We start from the raw sequence: 25,457 nt of genomic DNA, 5'->3' as shown, positions 1-25,457 counted from the left end.
TTTTTATATAGATTTCTATTTTTATATTTAAAAACCCTTTAAACTTTCGAAACAACATTATTTACGTTATGTATGGGATATTTGGATGCCACATATTTTATAGGTGTATAATCCTTTTATTTAATTAAATTTCCATCGCATAGAATATACAGGAATTTATAACTTAATATAGAAAATTAAAAGGAAAAGTTTATATTCTAAATAAGGGGACATACATACGGAATGAGGGATTAGAAAATGAAAATTGCAATAGTCTGTTTCGATAACTTTACTGATATAGATGTTTTTTTACCATGGGATTTATTAAATCGTGTACGGTTAGTTGGCGGTGTTTCTGATTGGAACGTTCAACTATTAGGAACGGAAAAAACTCATATATCCATGTCTGGTTTACGTATTCCCATGACAGGAAGCATATCTGATATTCCTTCTGCTGACGCAGTAATATTTGCAAGCGGTAAAGGTGTACAAGATTTATATAAAAACCAAGAATATATTAATAGCATTCATGTAGAGCCTCAAAGACAATTAATAGGATCTATGTGTTCTGGTTCATTACTACTAGGAGCTAAAAAATTGCTAACAGGTAAAAAAGCGACTACATATCCGTCCGTAGTAGAACAGCTTAAAGAATTCGATGTAGATGTTATTGAACAAAGTTTCGTGAACGAAGGAAATATCTCGACTGCTGCAGGCTGTTTTGCTGCTCAAGATCTCTCAGCTTGGATTATAAGAACCCTAATCAATAAAGAAATGGTCGATACTGTGCTAGAAACTGTTCAGCCAGTAGGCAAAGGTTTATATTTTTAATTTCAAATCAAGTTGAGGGATTGGTTGCTCCTAAAAATAATAAAATGAGACTTTTAGCTCAATGGCGACGTAATATGCCTCAATTTTCAATTTAATTAAATAAAAAAACCCGCGAATCATTCACGGGTTTTCCTCTTAATAACTAATTGCTATTGTACCTTCACCTGCATGAACTGCAAATGAAATTGGTAATGGATATAGTTTGAAATCCATTTCAGGAAATGCTTGTCTAATATCTGCAATCCATTCTTCAGCTCCATCTTTATCGTTTGCATGGAACATGTGAAGTACTTTTGGTAATTCTTTTTCAAGCTCATTTTTAATGTATTCTCGACATTTTTGGATTTTGCGAACTTTCTTTTCAAGTAAAAGTTCTCCACCTTTTACTTCTAATATTAAGTTGACACTTAATAAACTTCCAAGTAAAAATTGAACGCCTTTTACACGCCCACTTGCGTAAAGGCCTTTTAAACTTTTCGGGAATACGTGGAAAGGTCTTCTTTTTTCATCTACTAATGTTTTGTGTATATCTTGTAAAGTCATACCATCATTGTATAACGATTTCGCTTTTCTAATTAGTTCATCCATCGGATAACTTGTTGTTTCACTATCTAATACCGTTAATGGGAAACCTGCCATTTCTGCAGCTAACTTCATGTTTTGATAGGTTCCACTTACTTTTCCGCTAATAGCAACTGCAAATCCCTCTTCATATTCTTCTTTGCATTTCGAAAATAACTCTACCATTTCCCCTATGTTAGGCTGTGATGTAGTGACAGTTTTACCTTCGTTTAACGCATTATAGACGCGCTCACGCACACCTTCTTCACAATCTTTGTACGACACACCATCAATAATAACTTCAATTGGGATAACAAAGTTATCTCCTTCTGTTGTAAAACTCGCAGTTGTACTATCAGTAATCCAAGCAACACGCTTCATGTTGTTCCTCCCTTAATTCAATTCCTCTTTTCTGACTTTTCTATATATTTATGTTACGAAAAGAGAATATCCCTGTAATAGTAACAGGACTTTATTGTTTTTGCTATAGTAGATGCATATTAAATGTGAATATTTTTTGTCATTTTCACGAAAAAAAGAAGAAAACCGAAGTATTTGCCCCATTTTCTTCTTATCGTGCATTATTTAAAAGTTTCATTATCTAAAATTACAACATAATCATTCGTCAATCGGCCAGCTTCTTTCGTATAACTAACAAGTCTTTGTATGTTATCACAGCTAAGTTTTGCTCCCCATACGAGTAATGGTACTCCGATAAAATCGATATGGAACCTTCTAGAAAATAGTCCACCGAAAGTCATAGGTAAAGGTACTGTTGGTGATGTATTAGAAAAAATAATTTTTTCATGGCTGTGATAATGTTTTTGCAGAATCTCTCCTAAATGCTTCATCGCAGGTACGACGACTTTGGATGCCCCACACCCAATTGTATATACAGGATTCCCATATTCATCTACTCCATGAAAAATGATTTTCCCCATATCCTCTGTTTTCAATTTATTAAAGTAATCTACATTTAATATTTCTTCTTTCGTTAACTTACGATCCGTTGGTAATTTATTTAAATGATACGCTGCAGCGAGTGCAGTTGAATGCGTTCCGCCGAAATCTGTGTAAATGAATATCATATTATCATCCCTTGTTGTAAAAATTCAATGTTATTTAGTATTACCGTTCACAGCATTGTTAAACAAGGGATACATGTATTTACATTTTTTGTATTAACTCATTATATTTTTTCCAAATATAATATCGTCTACTTATAACTGTGCCTAATGTTATGCATAAAAAGGCATTTGTCACAACCATTAATGTGTTGTGAGTACTATCAGAAAACATACTTTGCTTAATTACAATTTTCGCCCCTAAAATAATAAGAAGAATTATTGTGCTTAACCAATTTCCTTTTCGTAATACATGACCCGTTTCACTATCTATTCGAAATGTTAAAGCTTTTCCTCTAATAATCCCAAGAACCAATCCAATTCCGAGCATGGCAACGAATAATAGTAATTGTAATATAGTTAATTGTCCCATATGAATAATGGACTGAATTGTTACAAAGCACAACAAAGTCGGAACGAGCCAAATGCGATTAACTTTCACTTTACGTTCCTTACTTTGCATTAACACGATAATAAGAATAACAAGTAAAATATCCATTTAGTATCCCCCTTTATACTTGTTTACCTATAAAATTATATTCACCTCTTTTTACTCCATACTTAAAATGCGATAGCCACTTTAAATTGTAAAATATGGAATGTGATTCCTCATCAGTCTGAAGCATTATTTTTAAAAATAAAAAGACATACTTTTTACTCGTACGTCTTTAGTATCTATATTCGTATTTTCATATACCTGTTTAAGCCATTTATTTTTCAGTTAACTCCATACCTTTAGGATTAGTTTTATTTAACACTCGAAAATTAAATTTACTTGCTAGCATTAAAGTGATTTTATAAATAAAATATCCAACAATAGAACCTATAACGTTACAGATCACATCATCAATATCAGTAATACGTCCCCATCTACTAAATAAAGACTCCATTAGTTGTAATAATTCGATACTAATTGATATAACCAAACCTAATAAAATAGTGTTTTTAAGCTCTTTAAATTTATCCCATATAATTGGTGCTAAAAATCCTAAAGGCATTAATAATAAAATATTCCCGCCTACATTTCTTACGATGATACCAATCATAAATAGGACATCACCATCATAAGCAATTCCTATTTCCCCTATATCTTTAATAATTGAAACAAAGGGGATAATATTAATTGAAAGTCTAATATGTTCAATACTAGTTGAAAAACCAATTGGTATGGGGAATAAAGTTACTGCAATAACCATACCAATATAAATTGCGAACAGAAAACTAATTAGTTCTTTCCACCAATTTACACCTTTTTTATTTTTCATTCCAATTGAAACAATTCGTACAAGCAAATAACAGATAACCCCCAATAAGATAAACACATTACCATTGATCATATACAAACAATTAACACATCCTTTCATAGTAATATTATAATTTCTATAAATTTATAATATAATAATTACGTGTTTATTTGTATAGAATTATATTTCATGCTAGAAAACCTTTATTTATAAAATAAAGATTTTCTAGTTAGTTAAAACACTTTTCAAAACAAAAACAATCGTGAACTCGTTTAAATTGTTTTCTTATCTCTTCTTTATTTTCACCTGTATAATGAGCAAATGTTTGAACTGGATATAATTTATCTATATTACTTTTCATTACACCTTTTATCTCGTCTGTATGATCGGAGTATACGTGTAAATATGAATCTACGTTTACAAATCCGTTCTTTTCATACCACCCATGTACCCATAGGTTGTCTCTAGTCCATGCTTCTATTCGATTGAGGTTAAGTTCTTTCGCTAACTTCTCTGCCTCATTTAATAGTTGATTAGCAATCTTCATTCTACGGAAATCCGGATGAACTGCAATATGCCAAATCATGCCGCCAAGACCAGTTCCTCTTGAGCAAACTGTACGTTCTTCTAATTCATATTCAATATCTATTAAACCCACAATTTGATTTTCATATAGGGCTATTAATTCAATAGCAGGATTTTCATATTTTTCTTTTTCTCTAAATATATTATCGTAATATGCTGTATCTAAAAAAGACAACACACGACAACGTACCCAGCCTGTTTCATCAGATTTTTTATACGCTCTAATCTTAATATCCATGTAATCTAAAAACTCCCTCTATATTTTTATTAATTTTTTAATTCCTATATCGTTAATTTGGATATATACCACTTGAACACTCTAATCCATAGTGTAATTCTTTTACACTTTTCGAAATTACATGCTATGTATTGATCATAATGAAACTAAGATTCTTCCACCTAATTATTATTCAATATATAGATGGAAGAATCCTCTAGTTACATACACTAATTAAAGAGTGACACTTAAAATTATTTAGAATCTATTGTTTCAGTATGATATACCTTGGATCTTGAAGGTAATAAAGTAAACACACATAATACGATAGTAATAAGTAGCATTACTAATGAGCCTACAATAACCACAAGTTGTATAGAAATAAATTGAGTTGCAACTCCGAATAGAATCGTAATCAAAATAGTAATGCCCGCAATCACAAGCCCATATATACTCCCAATCCGTCCCATAATATGGACAGGGATATTATTTTGATAAAAGGTATAAAATCCTGTATTTGCATATGCCATAGAGAAAGATAAAATAAAGAATCCAATAGTAGCTATTAAAAACTCATTTGAAAAAGCATAAATTAAATAACCAATTGCGATGAATAGTGATCCTATTCCAATTAAAAATGAAGGTGTTAATTTTTTTGATAAAATTGTATTTGTTATGGCTCCTAAAATAAAACCGGCTCCAGCGATACTAACTAAAAAGCCATATTCACTATCTGTTAGCAATAAAACCTCTTTCGCAAATGATAATTCAAGTGAATCATTTGCGGCAGCTAATACCATCATTCCTTGAAATAAGAAGTACACAAAAACGATATACAAAGATTTTTTACTGAAATTTAAAACGATGTTCCAATCTTTTTTTAGTACAGCTAAAGATAACGTCTCATTTGATGTATGAATATCGGATTTTTTATCAAGATTAGGTAACAGCAAAGTAATTACTCCAGATAAGAGAAATACTATAGCATTCATATATATAGCAAACTCTGGCGTACTTGCTATTAACAATAGTCCCGCTATTGCTGGACCAATTAAAGATGCACCAGATCCTATTAAACTACGTAATGAGTTGAAACGTTGTCTTTGCTCTACTGGTACTAATTTCGTCATATACGTCATAGCAGTTGGCTCATAAATCGCACTCGCCATACTTATAAAGAATACGAATACATAAACAATCCAAAGTGATGGAAGTAAAGGTAAAATAGCGATAAATACCGCACGATATATATCGAGATGAATCATTAACTTCCGTTTATTTAAACGATCAATCATACTTCCTGACCAAGCGTTTGTAAATAAGGCGGCTAATGGTTTAATTACATACAAAGTAGCAACAGCTAAGGCTGATCCTCCCATATGATAGACAAGTACATTCAGTGCTATTAAATAAATCCATGCCCCTAAATTCGCAATACCAACTCCGGACAGTAGTAATAAAGGATACTTCCAATCTTTAAATAAGTTTTTCATTTTAGGCCCCCGCTTTCCAAATTGTTTTAAAACAACAAAAAAATCCCACCCCCAAGACTTTTAGTCTTAGGGACGAGATTTATCATCGCGGTGCCACCCTAGTTTGTTAATATGTCGCCACATTAACCTTATCAGGTACTGCATTGTAATTCATGCTTATACCATAGCTCTATAACGGGAGCTCCCGTCACACCATCCCCTAATAATAGGTTCCGATGCGCTGCTCAGAGGCTTGGTTCAATAAAGAATTTTTACTCCTTTTCAGCTAAATGGAGCTCTCTGTGAAAAATTCATTTTATTTACTCTTCTCTTCACTGCATTTGATTTTTTCCATATTATCACAATTATTTTTAACTGTAAATAAAAAATAATCAGATATTTACCGATGAATCATTGTGTTGATTCTCTTATTTATTTTGTAAAATAATTACGGTGCGTGAAATTACATTATATAATAAGACATTAAAACTATTAAAAACTTACAACAAGCATAGCCCCGTTTTAAGTTTAGGACGGGTTATGCTTGTTTAATTTCCGATATAAGATACTTAACTGTAATCAAAAATAGTGCTCAATTGTTTTTGTATGTATAATCAAATAAACTATTAAACTTTGCGACAATTCAACCTAAGATTCTATTCTTTATTGTTTTGAGCTGCGTAATCACCATAAAAGTAATTGTCCCCTAACTCATCGTATTTAGGAGTAGCAATTATAGTGTATTTACCATTTTCATCGACTTCAAACAAAGCTACGTTACTATATTCCGAACCCACAATATGATCTGGATTTGAATCCTCTACTAACATATCTATATTGTATATACCTTTTGTTAATACTTCACTTTTTTGAAAATCATCAATTAGATCTTGGGCCTTTGGAATAGGATGTTTATTTTTATACATGTCAAATTTAAATGAAAAATTCACCACACCTAAACTACCATTATCATTTTCACGTCGGGGGGCACTTGGTATTAAGGTAGGTAAAAGTTCAGTAGTATTTATCTTTTTGGCCTTTTTAAAATCATCAAGTAGATCTTGAGAATAAATTATATTAAATTCAATGTTGTCCTAAGGAAATATATAAACAGGATCATCTTCTACGGAGACAAATGTATTAGGATATTTCACTAACCCATATTTTGTTATGATCTGTTCAATTGCTTGAACTACTTCTAGATGTTGCTCAATATACGCACCCTTGAATTGCTCAAGATAGATATCGTCACTGTCATCATTTAAAATTTTCAAAGTACCTCTTTCAATTTTTAGGAACGGATAAGCACGATATGGCTTTTTCATTTCTACATAAGTTCCATGGTCAATCCCTTGAAACCAACAATCATTTGTCTTAACAATAGAAAACCCACCTTGTATTCCATAGTTTGTTTTTAAATATTCTTGTATTGGTTGATTCAGATCATCTTTAGAGAAATTAGAGAAACATCCACTAAGAATTAAGATTGGTGTACTTACTACGAGGACTTGAATCAATCTTTTAATACTCTTCATTTTTCACCCCTACTTTTCTAAAATCCAACTTATAGTTATAACATTTTTTATTCAACTAAACTTTCAGGTTGGCTTTCGTACACTTTAACTATAAAAAAGAGCCTATAGTATATAGACTCTTTACTTTATCCGAATTAATTCGTATTCGCTTCTGCTAACGGTTGTAACGGTGGTTCTAAGTTTAGTTCTAATGCATCTCCTTCTTGTATAGCTTGTCCCTTTTCAATGCTTTGATTTGTTACATAGCCCGTACCTGTAGTTTTTAAATCTAATTTTAATAATTTAGAGAAATACATAACATCACGCATAGACCAACCTTGTAAATTAGGCATTTTTGCGTTGTTTCCTAATAAAAATATACGATCCCCTTCACTCATTACTTCACCTGACTGCGGATATTGTTTTATTATTTTTCCTTCACCTAAAATTATCGGTTGGAACTTCTCTTTTTTTACATTATTCTCTACGGTATCCATTGATTGATTGACATGATTTTGTACTTTTAATTGGGATTTTTTCGTTGCATTTGCCATTTGTTTTTCTGTGTATGGTTTCACCTTTAAATATTCAAGGCTATTTTTCACAACTGGTTTAAATATTTCAGCAAGCGGCTGCGCTCCATACTCGTCTCCCTTTAACTTCGGCTGCTTAATAGCTAAGTATACAATTAACTCTGGATCATCAATCGGAGCCATTCCTAAAAATGAAAAAATATAATTTTCTTTTCCTTCCATATAACGTCCATTTTCAGGATTCGGAATTTGGGCTGTTCCTGTCTTACCTCCTATTGGATAGCCATCAACTTTATACATTGTACCGGTACCTTTTGAAGACGTAATAACACGCTCCATTAAGTCTCTTACTTTATCCGCTGTCTCTTTTTTTATCGGATTTCCAGTTTCTTTCGGTTGATTTTCCATAATAACTTGTTTGTTTGTTGGATTTACAACTTTGTCAACGATATATGGTTGCATCATTTTCCCGTCATTAGCTATAGCAGTAGCTGCTTGGATTAATTGAATCGGAGTTACTGTAGAACCTTGTCCGAAAGAAGTTGTAACTTGTTGAATTTGTGTATTTAATAATAAAGTATTTTTACTTTCACCAGGTAAATCTATTCCGGTTTTTTGGTTGAATCCGAATCTATTCATATATTGCTTAAATTTATCTGGTTTTAATAACTGATCTTCTAAAATAGAAAAAGCTACATTTGATGATCTTTCAAAGCCTTCATCAAATGTGATAGATCCCCATCCAAATCCACCATTATGATCTTTAATATCAGATGAACCAACTGAATATTTTCCGGATTGAAAATATTCTTTCCCGTTATATACACCTTCATTAATTGCAGCAGCTAGCGTAAATATTTTCATTGTTGAACCTGGTTCGTATGCATTTGCGATTGGATCATTTAAAAAATATTCGATATCGCCTTTATTAGGATTAAAACTAGGTTTACTAGACATTGCTAAAACTTTCCCTGTCTTTGGATCCGCTATGATTCCAACTAACATAGAAGGATCATAGTGCTCTTGTGCCTTATTCATCGCTTCTTCTAAAAAACTATTAATTTGTTTATCAAGCGTAAGGTACACGTTATTTCCATTTTTAGCGGGTTCTATTTTTCCTATATCATTTGTAAGGGGGATACCTCTTCGTGCTCCCACATATTCTATTTTCCCATTTGTCGAGCGCAAATATTTATCCAGACTCTCTTCAAGTCCGAATTTCCCTTCTGTATTTCCTTTATCGTCAGGTCTAGCAAAACCAAGAATATAAGATGCAAAATCTTCATTTGGATATACTCTTGCTTTCTCTGACATAAAGGATACACCTGGAATTTTTAATTTTTCAATTTGTTCTTTTACTTCCCTAGATAAATTCCGACCAACTTTTCCAATTTCAACTTGTGTACGCCCCTCATGAAAATTTTTTAATACGTCCTCTTTATCAATTTCAAGCGCATCAGCTAATTGTCCTGCAGTTTCCTCTTTACTTTTCACCTTATCTGTACCTTTCAAATTTACAACGACACGATACGTTGTGGAATCTTGGACTAGCACCTTTCCATTTTGATCATATATCGTACCACGATTCGCTTCCAAAACACCGTTTTTATTATGTTGCTCGTTTGCTAAATCTTTTACATTCACATTATGCAAGACTCCTACTGCCTGAATATAGAAAAACCGCGAAAGCATAATAAGAAACAAAACAATAAAAGCAACCATAAAATACCGCGCGCCTTTATTCGTTTGAAGTTTATGCATATTTATCCCCTTTCTTTCACAATTAATTACTGCAAAAGTGTGCTAGAAATTATGTAGTTTTTGCTTTCAATACTATATGTTTCGAACTTTTCCTTTTAATTCCTTTAAATCGTTCTGAAAGTAGTTATTGTTTCTTATTTTATTTTTGTATTAACAGTACGGTGCGTGAAATTTACGAATATTCCGTCATATGATAGTGAACTTATAATAAGCTACAAATTTAATTGGTACTAACTCAGTTGTACTTTCGCAACTCTTTTAATGCATATGTCTTTTTCTTGTGCACAATAAAAAAGTTCTCCTCTGGATTTCCAAAGGAGAACTTTTAAACAAACTTACAAATAGTTATTTATAAGAATTAAGCTATATGATTATATTTCGCTAAAAAGGGAATTCGTTTCGCTACTAATGCGTACATTTTAAATACAAATTTCGCTATCGGTTCAAACATACGTGTACTTTGTACTACTAAGCCGCTCGTAATAAATGTTAAGAACGCAGCGCCAAGTATATCTAGAGGATAATGAACTCCTACGTACATACGTGAAACACCAACTAATACTGCCCAAATAAGAGCGACATATTTAAGTTTTTCTCCTCTAAGTAAAAATACAAATGCAATAGAAAATACAAGTACAGAATGATCACTTACAAATGATGAGTCTGCTGCATGTGGCACTAATTGATGTACATCATGTGATACAAACGGACGTGGATGGTAATATACCGCATGTATCACAACATTTACTAGTAATGCGATAATGACTGAAAGTGTCGTATATAACACTGTGTATTGTTTTTTAATGGCATTGACTTTCTTTCCATTATTAAACCATAAGATAAACATAAACAAAATTGCTACATATACAGCACTATTTGTAATAGCAATCATTAGCGTATCTAATAGTTTGGACAATCCAGCAAAATTATTAAACCATTGAAATACTGTGTAATTCATAATACTCTCTCCTTAAATAAAAGCGCTCTTGATTTACACAGTATACAACATCAATATGAAAATGGGCTTAAACTTTTCTCATCTAATTCTTATTTTACTAGTACTCATTTGACAATTGTAAGACTAATTATAACGGCTAATTATGTATAAAGCTGAAAAACCTTTAAAACAATACGAATCATACGCTTTTTATGTGTAGAATACATAACATAGTTATTTAAATAAACTTGTTGCGAAATCATATTTTTATTACATACGAAGTGCGATATTACCAAATTGTTCTCCTTGTTCCAAACGATTTAACGCTTGAATAGCTTCTTCTAACGAATATACTTTATCAATAATTGGTTTAATTTTATGTTTCTCTATAAACTTAACCATTTCATGAAATTCCTCACGACTACCCATAGATGTTCCCATTATATCGATTTGATTATAAAATAATGCTCGTAATGGTAATTCAATTTTATCTCCTGAGCTTGCACCGAAATTAACAATTCTCCCATTTGGTTTTAATACATCAAAGTATTTTAAAAATGTTGCTGGACCTATACTATCAATTATTAAATCTACTTTCTTTCCGCTTAAACTCTCTTCCCAATTTCCAGAACTATTAAAAGAAAAGTCTGCGCCGTATGTTTCGGCAAACTTTCTTTTACTCTCTATTCTTGAAGTAACACTTACTTTTGCACCAATTGCTTTTGCAAATAACATGGAAAATGTCGCTACACCACCGCCTATCCCCGGAATTAAAACATGTTCTCCGCACTTTAATCTACCCTTTGTAAAAAGTGCTCTATATGCAGTTAGTGCCGATAAAGATAGAACCCCAGACTCTTCCCAAGTAAGATATGACGGTTTTGCCACTACATTTTCAGCTGGCACAATAACATATTCTGCAAACGTTCCATCTTTCGGTCCACCTAACACCTCTGGTAACTCAGGTATTTCAGCAATATTATCCCATCCGATACTAGGATTAATAATAACCTCGGTTTGCAATAAAGCACCTGAAATCCCTTCTCCAATTTCCGTAACAATACCTGCACCATCTGATCCTAGAACTAACGGTAATTGCATTTCTTTTCTATTATTCATTATAAATAAGTCACGATGATTTAAGCCGGCTGATTTTAATTTCACTTTCACTTCTCCAGCATTGGGTGTTATCTCTGGTAATACTTTATATTCTACCCCTTCAAATCCAGATTTATATTGTTGTACGATAGCTTTCATTATTATTCCCCCTTCATGATTCTAATGTACTAGAAAGTTCGAAATAAACAAAATAATTTGACCATAAAAAAGAAGGAATGCACAAAACATCCCTTCTTTCCGAATTATTTAAGTGAAACGGTAGGCAGTGTAATCGTAACGATTGTTCCTTCGTCTTCTTTACTCTCTATTTGTATCGTTCCGTTGTATTTCTCTATAAGTCGTTTTGCAATAGACAAACCTAGACCATTTCCACCCTGTTTTCGACTTCTTGCTTTATCCACACGGTAAAAGCGGTTAAGAACAAAAGGTATATCAGCTTCGGGTATTCCCGCTCCACGATCTATGATACGGATTTTAACTTTCCCTGATTGTACACTAGATTCAATACAAATATATTTATTAACTTCTTTTGTATATTTCACTGCGTTATCCATTACGATAATAATAATTTGTTCTAAGTAAGATGAAGGTATTGAGACATATGCCGCATCTCCACCTAGTTTCATATCAAATTGAAATTCAGTTTGAAGTACGCCAAAGTTTTGTGTAACTTGTTTTAATATGCTATTTACATGGACTGAATCAGCTGCAATTGGATGCATCTGTTCTGATTCAGCTCTTGATAGTTCTAGCAATTCTAAAACTAACTTATTTAAACGATCGACTTCCTTTAAACTGGATTGAAGCGATTTTTCTAAAACTGCCGGATCATTTTTCCCCCACCGATTTAACATAGACAAGTGTCCTTGAATAATTGTTAGTGGTGTTCTCAGTTCATGGGATGCGTCTTCTACAAACTGTTTTTGTTGTGTAAAAGAAGTTTCTACCTCATCCATCATTTCGTTAAAAAGAAACGATAATTTTGCAAGTTCATCATTATTTTCACGTACTGGAACCCGTTCATTTAGTCCATTTTTCTTTATACGTTTCATCGTATCTGTTATATTTTGAACACTTGATAATAGTTTTTTCGTGATTAGTAGCCCACCTAAAAAACTAAAGATTAGTCCACATATTCCGGCAATAACCATTACCACTAGAATAATTTTTAATAAGTGATCGAAAGCCTCTAAGTTTTTCGTAAGTTCAATAGTACCAGTGAACTCTTTTGTTTGAATTGGTATACGCTGAACTAATATACGATCTTCTACATGTCTTTTTATAAATAATTCCTCTTGTGTAACTTGTTTTGGTTTTATCCACGCTTCATTAAACTCTCGCGAAACAGTAACAATTGTTTTCCCGTCCATACCGATAATACGAATCATTTGATGTTTATCAATCATATTGTTTAAGAAATCTTTACTGTTTTCAAACGTTTTACTCGAAAGGGTATCATTTTTATCTTGGAAATAGGCCGCTATTTCTGTCACTTGTCTATTTATTTGTTTCTGTTCATAGTCTATAGTCCACTTATTTATTACAATAAACTGCAGAGCACTATATAAAATGAATAAAATAAATACTAGAGTCGTCGACCAAAGTGTTAGTTTCCACTTTATAGGTAGATTTCGAATTCGATACACAATATTTTTAATCATTTCATTATATATCCAGCACCGCGGACCGTTTGGATATATTCCTCCTTATCCACACTATGTAACTTGTTACGTAAATAACGAACGTATACATCAACGATATTTGTCTCAACCATCGCGTCATATCCCCATACTTGATCCAATAAAACATCACGGGTAAGTACTCTATTAATATTTTTCATAAACATCAGTAATAGTTCAAATTCTTTATTTGTTAGTTCGATTTCTTCATTTCCTTTCGTAATCGTTCGCGATTCAATCTGGAGCTGTAAATCTTTGAACGTAAGAGATGAAACATGTTTATTTTCAATATGTTCTTCTCGTCTAAATATAACTCTCATTCGTGCTAACAGCTCTTCAATTGCAAATGGTTTCGGAAGATAATCATCGGCTCCGCTATCTAATCCTGTCACGCGGTCCATAATACTATCGCGTGCAGTCAACATAATAATAGGTGTATTTTTAGTTGCCCTTAATCTACGACACACTTCTAGTCCATTTAACCTAGGCAGCATTAAATCAAGTAAAATAAGATCATAATTTGTTTCAAGTGCGGCTTCTAATCCCTTCCTTCCATCAAACTGAATGTCTACCTTATATCCTTCATACTTTAATTCTAATTCTAAAAAATCAGCTAAACTTTCCTCATCCTCAATAATTAATATGTGTTGCAACAGTAATTCCTCCTATACAGTTAAATGAATGAGTAATCCTAACCCAAATATAATTGCAATGATTTGATGTGCTTTTCTATACAATATCAAGTTTGTTTTTTTATTATGTTTCTGTAAGAGAAATCCAACGATTCCTAGTATGATTAAAACGAAAAGAGAGAATATACCACTATAAAATATAAGCAAATGCCGACTTCCTTTTAATAAGAAATAAATGCCGTGAGTAATTGATACAGCTAATACAGTATATCCAATTAATACGTGAAACTTTTTAATAAAAAGATATACATCCTTTATCAATTTAAACCCAATTATATTTTTCTTTTTAAAAAATAACCATATATGACGTAAAATCCATAACGATGCAGCTAAAATTGCACCATATTCACCGATAGAACCTAATTTCTTATTTAACCATTTCATATTTAATGCGTTGCCGTATATTACATTAATAAATAACAATGCTATACTACAAAAAATAATAATAATGCCTATAATTTTAACATACAAATGAAAGTATTTATTTCTTAGTATCTTCTCCAATTCATTTAAGCTCCTTCCTTATAAACCTTCTGTAACAAGCAGAATATCAAATTAAAAAGAAAGGAACATGAGAGAAAGATTAAAATAAAATGAGAATTTAAAGATCACTTGAATTTTCTAGTGATCATTTTTAGCTAATTTTATTATATTTTGAATAAACGGTGCTTTTGCATTTGTATATGAAACACGATCAAACGGATATGTAGCTGCAAGTTTCTCTTTTAATTCTCTATATTCAATTTGTGCCCATTTATGTTCTATAAGAAAATCACGAAATAAAATGTTATTCTTCCACTCCTCACTATTATAAATATAAACATGTAAATGATGGGTACCAGCTCTCCATTTTCCCTTTCTAAAAAAACGCCAATTAGGTGTTTCTTTTGGAACATATTCATATCCAATTTTGATTAGCGCTTCAATCCACTTTTCAATAATTTGCAAATCCGTTACGCCAATCATCATATCTATAAGAGGTTTCGCTCCTAATCCTTCTACAGATGTACTTCCAATATGTTCAATAGCAATACAATCTCCTCCGAATAAAGAAATAAATTTCTCTTTTTCTATTACATACTCTTCATGCCAGTCATTTTGATATGGTTTAATTACGATTTGTTGTTCCATTCTATCCACCTTCTTATAATTGTTTATTATTATATTTATAAAATTTCATGTGATTAACATAGGATTTCCACAAAATATGTCGAATACTGAAGTATGCAACTTAATTATAATAAATGCGAGGTATATTATGAAAGCTAATCCAGTTGAAATTCAGTTGAATCAAATAACATTCCAATTAAAAGAACATCATAATTTTGATTGGCTTACAAAATTAGGAACCGTATTTGCGGTTTTTGACCAGCAAGATTCAGGTAATCTATCTTTCGGTGTAGAAAAAGATGGGCATAAGAAATTTATTAAATATGCAGGAGCAAATACAATTGCATATAACGGTAAAATCAGTGATGCTATTGATAGATTAAAAAATTCAGTTTCCCTATATGAGACATTAAAGCACGAGTCGCTTATACAATTAATTGAGCATTTTCCCGTTCAATCTGGATATGTTTTAATTTTCGATTGGTTTGATGGTGAATGTCTTCATTCGCATTGGAGTTTTCCGTCCCCTGAGAAATATAAAAATCCAAACTCTCCATTTTATAAATTTAAGCATTTATCAGTTATGGAACGCATTCAATCCTTAAATTCAATTTTTTCTTTCCATACATATGTCGAAGAGAAAAACTATGTAGCAATAGATTTTTATGACGGTAGTATTTTATATAATTTCCATACAAATGAAACGCTGATTTGTGATATAGATTTATACAATAAGAAACCCTATGTAAATACAATGGGACGACTATGGGGATCCTCGCGTTTTATGTCCCCTGAGGAATTTCAGCTAAACGCTATCATTGATGAGAGAACAAATGTATTTAATATGGGGGCAATGGCTTTTGCTCTTTTAGGTGGTGAAAAAGATCGTTCCTTTATAAAATGGGAAGCAAGTAAGGAGTTATATGAGATAGCTTTCCGTGCTGTAAGTGAAAACCGTATGGAACGATATGCATCAGTTGAAGAATTTTATGAAGAATGGTTAAACGTAGCAAATACTGAAAAGATATAAACCTATATTTTTAAAACAAATATATAGTGTATACTATTATCATGTATAACATAGATACTTTCATAAATATTGTATATTAGTACTGTCTACTTGATTAAGTCTATTTTTTTAAATGACATTTCAACGATAATTTATGTCTATTTTGTATAAGTGTTAGCAAGTTCCTTTACAAACTTGTTAGCACTTTTTTATTTCTTCTAATACTAAACCTTATAAATCCAACATGCTATGCAGTTATATCCCCGGTCTCTATTCTCTGTATATCGTAACACTAAGTAATTTTATAAAAATGCCTATGTACATATTGAAAATAATAATTTTATTTATTAAAAGGATATAATATTATATAGAATTCAGTAATTTTCTATAAAATAAGGAGAATGTTTATGAAAAAATCTAGTATCATGATATTCTTACTCACATATGGTTTGTTTTATCTTTCCAGTATTTTATTCCCTATCGATCGTATTTGGTATGATGCCCTACACAAACCACCTTGGACTCCTTCTGGTATGATAATCGGAATCGTTTGGTTTTTATTATATGGACTTATTGCAATATCAGTTACAATAATTTATAACAGGTATGGATTTCATCAAAAACTATTTTGCTTCCTATTTGTTTTAAATTATATCTGCAATCAAGCGTTCAGTTATTTTCAATTTAGCCAAAAGAATTTGTTTTTAGCAACAATAGATTGTTTTTTAGTCACTATTACCACATTGTTACTAATTGTCTTTTCTTTGAAATTATCTAAGATATCAGCTTACTTATTCATCCCATATTTTTTATGGTCTGCATTTGCTACATACTTATCCTGGACGATTTTTAGTATGAATTAATATCTTATAAAAACTTGAGCATAACTAAAAATGCTCAAGTTTTTTCATGTTTGCCGATTAATAAAAAGACATTTTGGAAATAAAAAAGCTAAACTTTCATGCAATCAATTCTATTTAATTCATGTTCTTTAGTTCTTCTATACATTTTTGAACAAGTGTGACTGCTTGACTCATAGTAGGGCCACAGCCAAATGCTGCCGTTACACCAATGCTTTCTAGTATCTCTTGTTCCGAAGCTCCTTGATCCAAACATCCCTTTGTATGATAAATAATACAAATCTCATCCATCGCTTTTTTTCGTTCATTGTGTTCGTTTGTTTTGTTAGTTCTTAAATCGAATTATAACTATATCTTTGTATTTAATAAGTATAAATTTAGAAAACCCTTAAACAAAAAAAGAGTGCTGTGAAGAAACGCACTCTTTCAAAAGACATTACCAATCCTTACGCTTATCACAATCAAAGTCACGATCATGATTACATCTACGACGACATTCATCACAATCACAGTCGCGGTCACGTCTACAACGACGGTCATCACAATCTCTATGCCTGCGTCTGCAGAACATTAAATCATCCCAAAATCTATTACAATCTCGGGAACGTCTGAAATTACAATTACAACCCATAAATATAATTACCTCCTCTTAACTTTAGGATTCATCATATTCTATGCACAAAAACAAAAACAGTTTGTTTACTAGTCTACTTTCTACATTTTAAAGTAATAATATTATTATCTAATCCCTAAGTTTCAACTATATTCTCCTTATCTTTCCTTAACAACAAACAAGACGCCACCAGATCACCGCAGCGCCTACAATAATTCCTATTAACTTAATCAAACTTATTTATCCTCATATTATTTATTTCTTTGCTTCCATACCCCATTCTCTTTACGATAAGTATTTTTACCATCCATGAAGTCAGCTGTATTACCAGGAATGCTATATTTCTTATTCTTTTTCTTAGCCTTCTTCTTCAGCCTTTTCTCTTCTTGTATAGCTTGCAAATCTGCCTTCCATTGTTTCAACAAATCCTTTTCACGTCGCATCGAATTTGTACCCCTTGGTTTAAATGTGAATCAAATAATTAGATTCTTCCTATTTATATACTCATTTAAACCAAATGTCCATTTTGTTCTAGTATGCGGGTAAGGATCTGCACCTTACATAGAGTTGTTTTATTAAAGTCGATTATCATCACTTACCTAGGAACGTGCTACTCTGAGTCACTACCGTGTCTACCTATTCCACCACCGCATTACGTTTAATGTATAATTTCTATATAACAAAGAAAAAGCACCTAAATAGGTGCTTTTTCTCCGAATCATCTTTTTCTATATCTTTTTCTTCTGCTTCCTTTTACTTCCTTCATTTCTTCTTGCTTAACTAGTCTTTCAAGGTATAAACTTACTAGCTTATAAACACTCTCTTTCCGCTGATTTTCCTGCTCTTTCTGTTCTTCTTTTTCTTTCTGTTCTCTTCTCTTTTCCTGCTCTTCCTGTTCTTTCTCTTTCTGCTCTCTTCTCTTTTCTTCTAGCTCTTTCTCTTCAATACAAATGTCAACCAGTTTACTAAAGAAAATAATCTTACTATGCTTCTTTTTCCCAGGTCTCAATACGAAAAGAATAAAAGTTATGATTGTAAAAATCCAGAAACCTGTTACGGTAAATCCACTAATCTGCATAGAATTAGTCGATCCATTAATCATCTTTGCATTAACGAAAAATCCAGTTGCAAGTGCAGAAAATAAAACCGTAACAGCTGGTAGAATCATTGAATCCATTTTAAGTGGATCATGGTACTCAGATAAACTTTCTATCCTTGCTTTCACATACTTTAAATCATTTTTTTCTAACTCCATTAATTTATCCTTATTAGATAAACTATCAGTATCATTAGAAAACTCCTTGGTATGTACATAACTATCTACGATAAATTCAACAAATCTCTTATCTTTTTTATAAAGCAGATTTTTTTTAAAATCCTTTTGGTCCTGTTGTGTAATTTTAAACACTAGCATTCACCCTCTATTTAGACATTTAAAATTAATCAAAAGTAATACTATCTTTTCATTTAAATTTTAAAGTAATATTCGAAAAATGAATAGCAAAATCTTCATTACTACACTATTCTTGTATCCAAAGTTAATGGGAAGTAACCTTTTTTATAAATTCCTTTATGTCACTTATGAATCTAGTAGAGAAAATACTAAATTTAATAAAAAACACAAAAGCCACGACACTCACACTGTGACTGAATATATAAATATAATTGGTCTTTCTTCCTTTTTGCGGGTTTTTACCGCCCTTTCCCGTTCTCCGGTAACATTTTGATAACAGGGCTATGATCATTGATTGTGAGCGCATAGATACACTATCCCCACGTTATGCTCTTTTCAAAGAACAATTAACTGTAGGAATAACTGCCATATTTTCTGTAACTAAAGAATTTCAAAAACCAGAAAAAAGAAAGTTTTGGATTACATTCGAAACTTTAATTCTAATCGGGGCAGCTTGGATGTTAATAGGACTTCTCATGTAAACTACATAATTAGTACCTCCCCTGAATAAAACCCATTATTCCGTCAATAATGTAGACAACCCATTAAGTTACTTTCTCCTTGTTCCCCCTTGGAGAACCAAGCAGTTAGCCTTTGCTGACTGCTTTTTTGTGATTCATCGTCACATTATGATGAAATAGTCATATATTATCTCGAAGTAAAAAACCCTAATTCACTTTTCTCTTAAAGAGCACTGTTCAAAGGTGCTCTTTTTAAGTTTGTCCGAATAAAATTTAAAATCCTGTACATACTGTTGATAACGCTTTTCTTAGATACTTTTCCATTGAATTCTCCTTCTGGAAAGAGCAGTTAGCTTTTGCTAGCTGCTCTTTAATTTATGAAAAAAAGATTAGATTCTTTATAATTTTTTCTTTATTTCTCAATATAAAGAGTCTTGGATTTTTGCTAACAATCCTTTACTATATAAACAAAGAGTAGGGTAAGAGTTACTCTTTGCCATTTTAGGAAAGGTTCTGTTGGGGACAACGGGGCCTTTTTCGTAAAAGGATTATTTTGTTAAGTTCCTTGTAAATTATTTTCTTCTATCTCTTGGCTTTCTTCTTTTATTTGACCGATTAATGAAACTACTGAGCCAACTGCTTGGACCCAACTCCCCGTAATTACTATAAGCTGTCCATCCTCCTCATCCCCCTCAAAAATCTCCTCCATTTTATCCCGACTGGCTTTCAATTCATCTATCCCGCCTATTGCCTGCAATGAATTACCTGTCGCTTGTAACAGATTCCCCAAAATGTTATACGATTCATCTATATTTGAACTATCCTCTATTTCCTCACCTATTGCGGTAACACCACCTAATGCCTGTACCCAGTTCCCTGCAATCACTAATTTTTTTTGCGTTTCATCTTCAAAATCTATAATGAGTCCTGTTAGAACCGTTATATTACCGATTGATTGGATTCCGTGACCAATAAATTCAAGGGATATTTCTTGTTGCCCATCAGCTTCCAGACCATTCCCCGTCGCCTGTAATACATTGCCCCATATGCTCAAGTCTTTTCTTATTTCACTGTTCAAACTTTTTAAAGGGGTACTCCCAATCGCAGCAATAATTGTCCCTACTGCAACAAACCAAGCACCAACTATCTCCTTAATTGGATTATCCATTCTTAATCTACTCCGTCATTAATTTATTACTTATAGGATATGAAATTGCGCATATCCAGGTTAATATCCTACTTCTCTCATCACTTGAATAAAACTTAATATTCCGTAAATAATATAGACAAGGCTTTAAAAGATCCGCCTTAAATTTTTCCCACTCTAATTCTCTTGGCCGAGAACCGTGCTGTTAGCTTTTGCTAGCTGCTCTTTTGTGATTCATCGTCACATTATGATGGAATGGTCATATATTATCTCGAAGCAAAAACCCTAATTAACTTTTCAATATCTCACTTTTCCCTTAAAGAGCACTTTATTTAGTGCTCTTTTTTGGTATTTCAAATACATACAATATGAAATTTTTATTGTAAATAATGAACTTTCAACGCTACTCAATTGTAAACATACATACAATATCATTTATCTATAAAGGGGCGTTTTTATATGAATCTATATCAAAGAATATCTTTAATAATGGTTATTTTAGTACCACTCCTTTTCTTAACTGTCAGCCTATTAACTGGTCGATGGGGGTTCTTCTTTTGGAGCCTACTGCCTAGTTTTATAAGTGGGATAACTGCTTTCACCTCTTTTAAAAAAACACGACAGTAGACAAAAACCCTGCAAAGAGTGCCTTTACAAGGCGCTCTTTTTTAAAAATACTTACCAAATAGCGTTTTTGTTGATTTTCCGTTGACATTTTGTTGATTTTTTCTTCACATTTAAAAAAAACAAACATATGGATATTGTATGTAGTCTCTCCGCTCATAGAGATCTACCTTTCTTATCGAAGAGCACGCTTATATGTGTGCTCTTTTCCCGTTCTTATGAAATAAAGGCTTCACATACATTAAAAACGTACATACAATAATCATGATCATTTCATTTAAGCCTTGGTTGTAATTCAAAGCTATTAATTTCATCTGCAGCTTGACGTATTTTTAATCCGGAGTAATAATCTGTCTCTGCCTTACTATCAAATACATGGCCGTCTAGTTTTACTTTTTTGTTGTTATATTAACTCATTGTTTTTCTCTTTTTCTTTACTGATTAACTGAGTAATTTCATAGACACCGTTTATCAAATATTCCATGTATCTTCACCCCTTGAATATTTTTTTAATAAAAATACATACTATTTTCAAGCCGCCGTATCCACGGCTAATACTTCTTTCTTTTGTTACAGCAGAAGCAGGTAGGTTCTTCACTTATCTGCTTCCTCTGTATATTTTTTAAAATAACGAGAACAATACTTACAAGCTGTTTGAACTAGCAGCATCACTCTTCTTGTAATGGGAAAGCAATTTATCACAATTAGCTAACTCGTTCGACTCACTGGCAGACAACCAAAATTGTTGTCTGCTTTTTGTATGAGATTTTTGATTTTACATATACTAGTCTTGAGCCTGTTACCAATGCAAGCCATTTTGGTGTTTTGAATTCCGACTAAGTGTTTTTGTTGCATAGATTATTACATCTTTGACAACACTGTTTTAAAGCACGTTTCTGGTTATTCGTAGTTCTAATCCAGAATAATTTTTCTCCTATAAAGGACAGCAGGTACGACTGCTAGTCCTTTTTTCTTATACCGCATTTTCCCCCTTCTGGTAGCTTCGTACAATATTTCTCTCAATATGTAAATAAAAAGCACTCATAATGAGTGCCTTTTTACACGTTATAACCAATCCATTTTTGTTCTAAAGATGTATTAATTAAATACCATACTTGGTTTACAGTAACATTTTGCCACTCAACATAACCTACTGCATTTGGGTTGCCTGGACTATTATATAGCGGCTTTTAATTCATAACATAATGCTTTAATTGTAAGTCATCATCTACCTAAAGTATTGACTCAACATTTCCCGCTGCCATAGCTGGTGTAGAACCAATAGCCGTAAATACTAATGCTAGTGCAAAAATACTGCTAATAACCTTTTTATCATTCTTCCTCCCCTTGTATTACTTTACATTTCCATTGATTATATCACTAAACTCCCTGTATATTATAAATATTAAATTAATAGTATCTGACAATCGTATCCTATAACTGAATTTGTTTATATATGGTAAAATGTATCTATCGCTGATATGTCCAAACATGTAAATTTCATAGCAGCAAAATTACAACTAGACTTATACAACATGATTCAAAACAAAATGAAGGAGTGTATTAAGTGAAAGGACATATTCGAAAAAGAAGAAATAAGTACTGTAGCGTTATTGATATCGGTCCTGATCCAGAGACAGGAAAAAGAAGACAAAAGTGGTTTTCTGGTTATAAGACAAAAAAAGAAACCGAAAAAGATTACGGAGTTAAATGAAGGGATTTTTGTGGAGCCGTCTAAGCTTACTTTAAAAGACTACCTGGTTCAGTAGTTAGAAATTAAAAGGATGAGTCTAGAAAGAAATAGCTACGTTTCTTTTAGTAGCAATATAACCCACCATATTTATACCTAGCATAGGAATGATTGCACTTCATAAATTAAATGTTATGCACATCCAGAAATGCTATAAATCAGCACTAGATAATGGTATTTCAAATAATTACATACTCCAATTGCATCGAATACAAATTAATAAAAAGAAATTAAGAATGGCTTCTGCTTATAAAGATTTAGATTTAATTAATTGCAATAAATCGGGTGGGGTTTTATTCAAAAATGTTTTCAGGGAAAAGTTTTATAAGGAAATAAAAAATACAGCAGTAAAAAAAATTAAAATTCATGATTTAAGACATACACACGCAACTATACTATTGAAACAAGGAGTTAGTCCTAAAATTATCAGTGAGAGATTAGATCATACAGACATTTCATTAACGCTTAGGATTTATTTTCATGTTTTACCGAATATGCGGGAAGAAGCAGTAAAAAATCCCGGTAAAAGTTGCTTTAGCTAGCCAAACAAACCTTGTATTATCAAGATTTGTTCAACTCAATACATGTTATCATGTATAATATATATAAAATGGAAATTCAAAATAACGAGGAAAATATTATGAACTTTGTTTATATTAATCAAAATGTATTAAATAACCTTCTTTACATTTTAAGTAGTATATTTATTTTTTATTTTATATATGATAGCGGGCGCTATTTAAAGAAATATAAAACACTACTTATTACTCTTTGTTCGAGTATCCCACTTATTTTATGTATGAGATACCCTATCTATATGGATGAGAGTTGTATTCATGATTTAAGACAAATTCCAGTCATAATTGGTACACTTTATGGCGGATTCCCTGTCGGTATCATATTGTTTACAATTTTACTAATTACAAGATTTTTATTTTATGGCTTTAACATGCTAACTGTCATTGTTTACGGGATAATGTTCATTATTACAGCATTCGCATCTTCAAAATTTAATACATATAATAGAAAACTTAAAGTAGCTTATGCAATGTTTTTAACATTTTTTCTAGCAATATTTACAACCGTAATTGTATTAACTTTATCAGATTTTGAAGTAAATAATTTATATATTATTTATTTCATAATATTACCGACTACTTTAATGTTATTTATTGTTTATATAAATGAAGTTATAAAAGATGCAGTAAGTATGCGATCAAAATTAATAAAAATGGAAAAAATGGAGATTGTTAGCCAACTCGCTGCTAGTATATCGCACGAAGTAAGAAATCCCTTAACTGTCGTAAAAGGATTTACACAGCTTTTAAAAACACCGAATTTAACTCCTGAATCGAGAGACGAGTATATTAAACATATACTTGAAGAGTTAAATCGTGCCCAAGAAATTATCGATGATTACTTAACGTTTGCCAAGCCTGCTCCAGAAAAATTAGATCATATTTCAGTAGAACAAGAGTTAAATCGAGTTATTAATATGATTTTGCCATTATGTAATATGAATACAATACATATTACAAAAGATTTCTCTAAGGCAACGATTGTTGGTAATAAACAGCACTTTCAACAATGTTTTTTAAACTTAATAAAAAATGGTATTGAAGCAATGCCTAATGGTGGTACTTTAAATATCTCTTCATCTAGTAGTAATAATAAAGTTATCATACGAATTGAGGACAGCGGCATTGGTATGTCACAAGAGCAAATAAATCGATTTGGCGAACCATATTTTAGTACGAAAACGAAAGGTACAGGTTTAGGTACCATGGTTGCTGTTAAGATCATTGAAACGATGCAAGGTAGTTTAAAAATCCGAAGCGTTATTAATAAGGGTACATCTTTGACAATTACATTCCCAAAATGGAATACGAACTCATCTGAAAACAAATAAAAAAGGAGCATTTATGCTCCTTTTTTATTTGTATCGATACATAAGTATCTTCTATGTTTTTTTAGTTTACATTTGTGGAGACTAATTAGAAATTAGTACCCTCCGCCCCAGCAGCTGCATCCTACGATAATTAATAAAATAAATAACACAACTAATAAAGCGAAACCTCCACCAAAACCACAAGAACCACCGTAACTCATAATTTCTCCTCCTTTTGGTTTGAAAACTAATAGGTAGTTGATCATTTTAACTGGTTCGTATTATACATTATGT

At 31.8% G+C, this 25,457-nt stretch carries 23 protein-coding genes, 4 pseudogenes and 1 other annotated feature; of the genes and pseudogenes, 6 read left to right on the top strand and 21 right to left on the bottom strand.

Annotation, left to right across the window (positions count from 1 at the left end):
• Positions 1 to 237: 237 nt before the first annotated feature.
• Complete coding sequence (locus tag MR115_RS01715) at positions 238 to 810, top strand: DJ-1/PfpI family protein (protein ID WP_242239488.1); 573 nt, start codon at positions 238 to 240, stop codon at positions 808 to 810.
• Positions 811 to 945: 135 nt separating this feature from the next.
• Here MR115_RS01715 and MR115_RS01710 read toward each other — a convergent pair whose 3' ends face one another.
• From MR115_RS01710 to MR115_RS01645, 14 genes and pseudogenes are all read right to left on the bottom strand, one after another.
• On the bottom strand, positions 946 to 1,752 hold the full coding sequence (locus tag MR115_RS01710) for a DegV family protein (protein WP_000831945.1): 807 nt from the start codon (positions 1,750 to 1,752) through the stop codon (positions 946 to 948).
• Positions 1,753 to 1,952: 200 nt separating this feature from the next.
• A complete protein-coding gene (locus tag MR115_RS01705) occupies positions 1,953 to 2,459 on the bottom strand; it encodes a DUF3189 family protein (protein WP_199694301.1) in 507 nt (168 codons plus the stop codon).
• Positions 2,460 to 2,538: 79 nt separating this feature from the next.
• A complete protein-coding gene (locus tag MR115_RS01700; protein WP_242239486.1) occupies positions 2,539 to 2,994 on the bottom strand; it encodes a CcdC protein domain-containing protein in 456 nt (151 codons plus the stop codon).
• Between the two features lie 211 nt (positions 2,995 to 3,205).
• Entirely contained in the window at positions 3,206 to 3,838 is a 633-nt protein-coding gene (locus MR115_RS01695; protein WP_242239484.1) for a VanZ family protein, read from the bottom strand.
• 130 nt (positions 3,839 to 3,968) lie between these two features.
• A complete protein-coding gene (locus MR115_RS01690; protein ID WP_242239482.1) occupies positions 3,969 to 4,562 on the bottom strand; it encodes a GNAT family N-acetyltransferase in 594 nt (197 codons plus the stop codon).
• A 233-nt stretch (positions 4,563 to 4,795) separates the two neighbouring features.
• The gene (locus MR115_RS01685; protein ID WP_242239480.1) at positions 4,796 to 6,034 is read right to left on the bottom strand and encodes an MFS transporter; all 1,239 of its coding nucleotides are present in this window, start codon (positions 6,032 to 6,034) and stop codon (positions 4,796 to 4,798) included.
• 65 nt (positions 6,035 to 6,099) lie between these two features.
• Positions 6,100 to 6,358: a binding site (T-box leader), on the bottom strand.
• A 311-nt stretch (positions 6,359 to 6,669) separates the two neighbouring features.
• Positions 6,670 to 7,548: pseudogene (locus MR115_RS01680) on the bottom strand (hypothetical protein).
• Positions 7,549 to 7,682: 134 nt separating this feature from the next.
• The gene (locus tag MR115_RS01675; protein WP_242239477.1) at positions 7,683 to 9,821 is read right to left on the bottom strand and encodes a penicillin-binding protein; all 2,139 of its coding nucleotides are present in this window, start codon (positions 9,819 to 9,821) and stop codon (positions 7,683 to 7,685) included.
• Positions 9,822 to 10,179: 358 nt separating this feature from the next.
• The gene (locus MR115_RS01670) at positions 10,180 to 10,779 is read right to left on the bottom strand and encodes an undecaprenyl-diphosphatase (RefSeq protein ID WP_242239475.1); all 600 of its coding nucleotides are present in this window, start codon (positions 10,777 to 10,779) and stop codon (positions 10,180 to 10,182) included.
• 249 nt (positions 10,780 to 11,028) lie between these two features.
• Positions 11,029 to 12,015 carry a zinc-binding dehydrogenase gene (locus MR115_RS01665; RefSeq protein WP_242239473.1) on the bottom strand — a complete coding sequence of 329 codons (987 nt, stop codon included), beginning with the start codon at positions 12,013 to 12,015 and terminating at the stop codon, positions 11,029 to 11,031.
• Positions 12,016 to 12,119: 104 nt separating this feature from the next.
• Positions 12,120 to 13,538 (bottom strand): HAMP domain-containing sensor histidine kinase, encoded by a 1,419-nt coding sequence (locus MR115_RS01660; protein ID WP_242239471.1) that lies wholly within the window; start codon positions 13,536 to 13,538, stop codon positions 12,120 to 12,122.
• Positions 13,535 to 14,209 carry a response regulator transcription factor gene (locus tag MR115_RS01655; RefSeq protein WP_242239469.1) on the bottom strand — a complete coding sequence of 225 codons (675 nt, stop codon included), beginning with the start codon at positions 14,207 to 14,209 and terminating at the stop codon, positions 13,535 to 13,537. Before MR115_RS01655 ends, MR115_RS01660 begins: the two co-directional genes overlap by 4 nt.
• A 12-nt stretch (positions 14,210 to 14,221) precedes the next feature.
• The gene (locus tag MR115_RS01650) at positions 14,222 to 14,752 is read right to left on the bottom strand and encodes a hypothetical protein (protein WP_242239466.1); all 531 of its coding nucleotides are present in this window, start codon (positions 14,750 to 14,752) and stop codon (positions 14,222 to 14,224) included.
• A 117-nt stretch (positions 14,753 to 14,869) separates the two neighbouring features.
• Positions 14,870 to 15,379 (bottom strand): GrpB family protein, encoded by a 510-nt coding sequence (locus MR115_RS01645; protein WP_242239464.1) that lies wholly within the window; start codon positions 15,377 to 15,379, stop codon positions 14,870 to 14,872.
• A 127-nt stretch (positions 15,380 to 15,506) separates the two neighbouring features.
• Here MR115_RS01645 and MR115_RS01640 point away from each other — a divergent pair, with 127 nt between their 5' ends.
• Together MR115_RS01640 and MR115_RS01635 are read left to right on the top strand one after the other, a co-directional pair.
• Positions 15,507 to 16,388, top strand: a complete 882-nt coding sequence (locus tag MR115_RS01640; protein WP_242239462.1) for a protein kinase family protein — start codon at positions 15,507 to 15,509, stop codon at positions 16,386 to 16,388.
• A gap of 386 nt (positions 16,389 to 16,774) precedes the next feature.
• The gene (locus MR115_RS01635) at positions 16,775 to 17,230 is read left to right on the top strand and encodes a TspO/MBR family protein (RefSeq protein ID WP_242239460.1); all 456 of its coding nucleotides are present in this window, start codon (positions 16,775 to 16,777) and stop codon (positions 17,228 to 17,230) included.
• A gap of 114 nt (positions 17,231 to 17,344) precedes the next feature.
• On the opposite strand, the pseudogene MR115_RS01630 reads toward MR115_RS01635, so the two are convergent.
• The 4 genes and pseudogenes from MR115_RS01630 to MR115_RS01615 form a co-directional block, all read right to left on the bottom strand.
• Positions 17,345 to 17,521, bottom strand: a pseudogene (locus MR115_RS01630) (carboxymuconolactone decarboxylase family protein); the annotation flags it as partial.
• Between the two features lie 142 nt (positions 17,522 to 17,663).
• Positions 17,664 to 17,858: a hypothetical protein gene (locus MR115_RS01625; protein ID WP_097817952.1), complete on the bottom strand. Its 195-nt coding sequence runs from the start codon at positions 17,856 to 17,858 to the stop codon at positions 17,664 to 17,666.
• A gap of 233 nt (positions 17,859 to 18,091) precedes the next feature.
• Complete coding sequence (locus MR115_RS01620; RefSeq protein ID WP_061654973.1) at positions 18,092 to 18,283, bottom strand: hypothetical protein; 192 nt, start codon at positions 18,281 to 18,283, stop codon at positions 18,092 to 18,094.
• A gap of 275 nt (positions 18,284 to 18,558) precedes the next feature.
• Positions 18,559 to 19,248, bottom strand: coding sequence for a hypothetical protein (locus MR115_RS01615; RefSeq protein WP_097863571.1), 690 nt, complete (start codon positions 19,246 to 19,248; stop codon positions 18,559 to 18,561).
• 329 nt (positions 19,249 to 19,577) lie between these two features.
• Here MR115_RS01615 and MR115_RS30205 point away from each other — a divergent pair, with 329 nt between their 5' ends.
• Positions 19,578 to 19,775, top strand: a complete 198-nt coding sequence (locus tag MR115_RS30205; RefSeq protein ID WP_142324851.1) for a hypothetical protein — start codon at positions 19,578 to 19,580, stop codon at positions 19,773 to 19,775.
• 535 nt (positions 19,776 to 20,310) lie between these two features.
• Here MR115_RS30205 and MR115_RS01610 read toward each other — a convergent pair.
• Both MR115_RS01610 and MR115_RS29800 read right to left on the bottom strand, forming a co-directional pair.
• A complete protein-coding gene (locus tag MR115_RS01610) occupies positions 20,311 to 20,922 on the bottom strand; it encodes a DUF6944 family repetitive protein (protein ID WP_242239456.1) in 612 nt (203 codons plus the stop codon).
• Positions 20,923 to 21,798: 876 nt separating this feature from the next.
• Positions 21,799 to 21,921 (bottom strand): annotated as a pseudogene (locus MR115_RS29800) (DUF1064 domain-containing protein); the annotation flags it as partial.
• A 1,171-nt stretch (positions 21,922 to 23,092) separates the two neighbouring features.
• Here MR115_RS29800 and MR115_RS30030 point away from each other — a divergent pair.
• Both MR115_RS30030 and MR115_RS01590 read left to right on the top strand, forming a co-directional pair.
• Positions 23,093 to 23,817, top strand: a pseudogene (locus MR115_RS30030) (tyrosine-type recombinase/integrase).
• Between the two features lie 98 nt (positions 23,818 to 23,915).
• Positions 23,916 to 25,184, top strand: coding sequence for a sensor histidine kinase (locus tag MR115_RS01590; protein WP_242239450.1), 1,269 nt, complete (start codon positions 23,916 to 23,918; stop codon positions 25,182 to 25,184).
• Positions 25,185 to 25,276: 92 nt separating this feature from the next.
• Here MR115_RS01590 and MR115_RS01585 read toward each other — a convergent pair whose 3' ends face one another.
• Entirely contained in the window at positions 25,277 to 25,384 is a 108-nt protein-coding gene (locus MR115_RS01585) for a YjcZ family sporulation protein (protein ID WP_000120182.1), read from the bottom strand.
• Positions 25,385 to 25,457: the final 73 nt, after the last annotated feature.

The organism is Bacillus cereus group sp. BfR-BA-01309 (assembly GCF_022664315.1).
Lineage (GTDB): Bacteria > Bacillota > Bacilli > Bacillales > Bacillaceae_G > Bacillus_A > Bacillus_A mobilis.
This window is presented reverse-complemented; position numbering and strand designations above follow the sequence as displayed.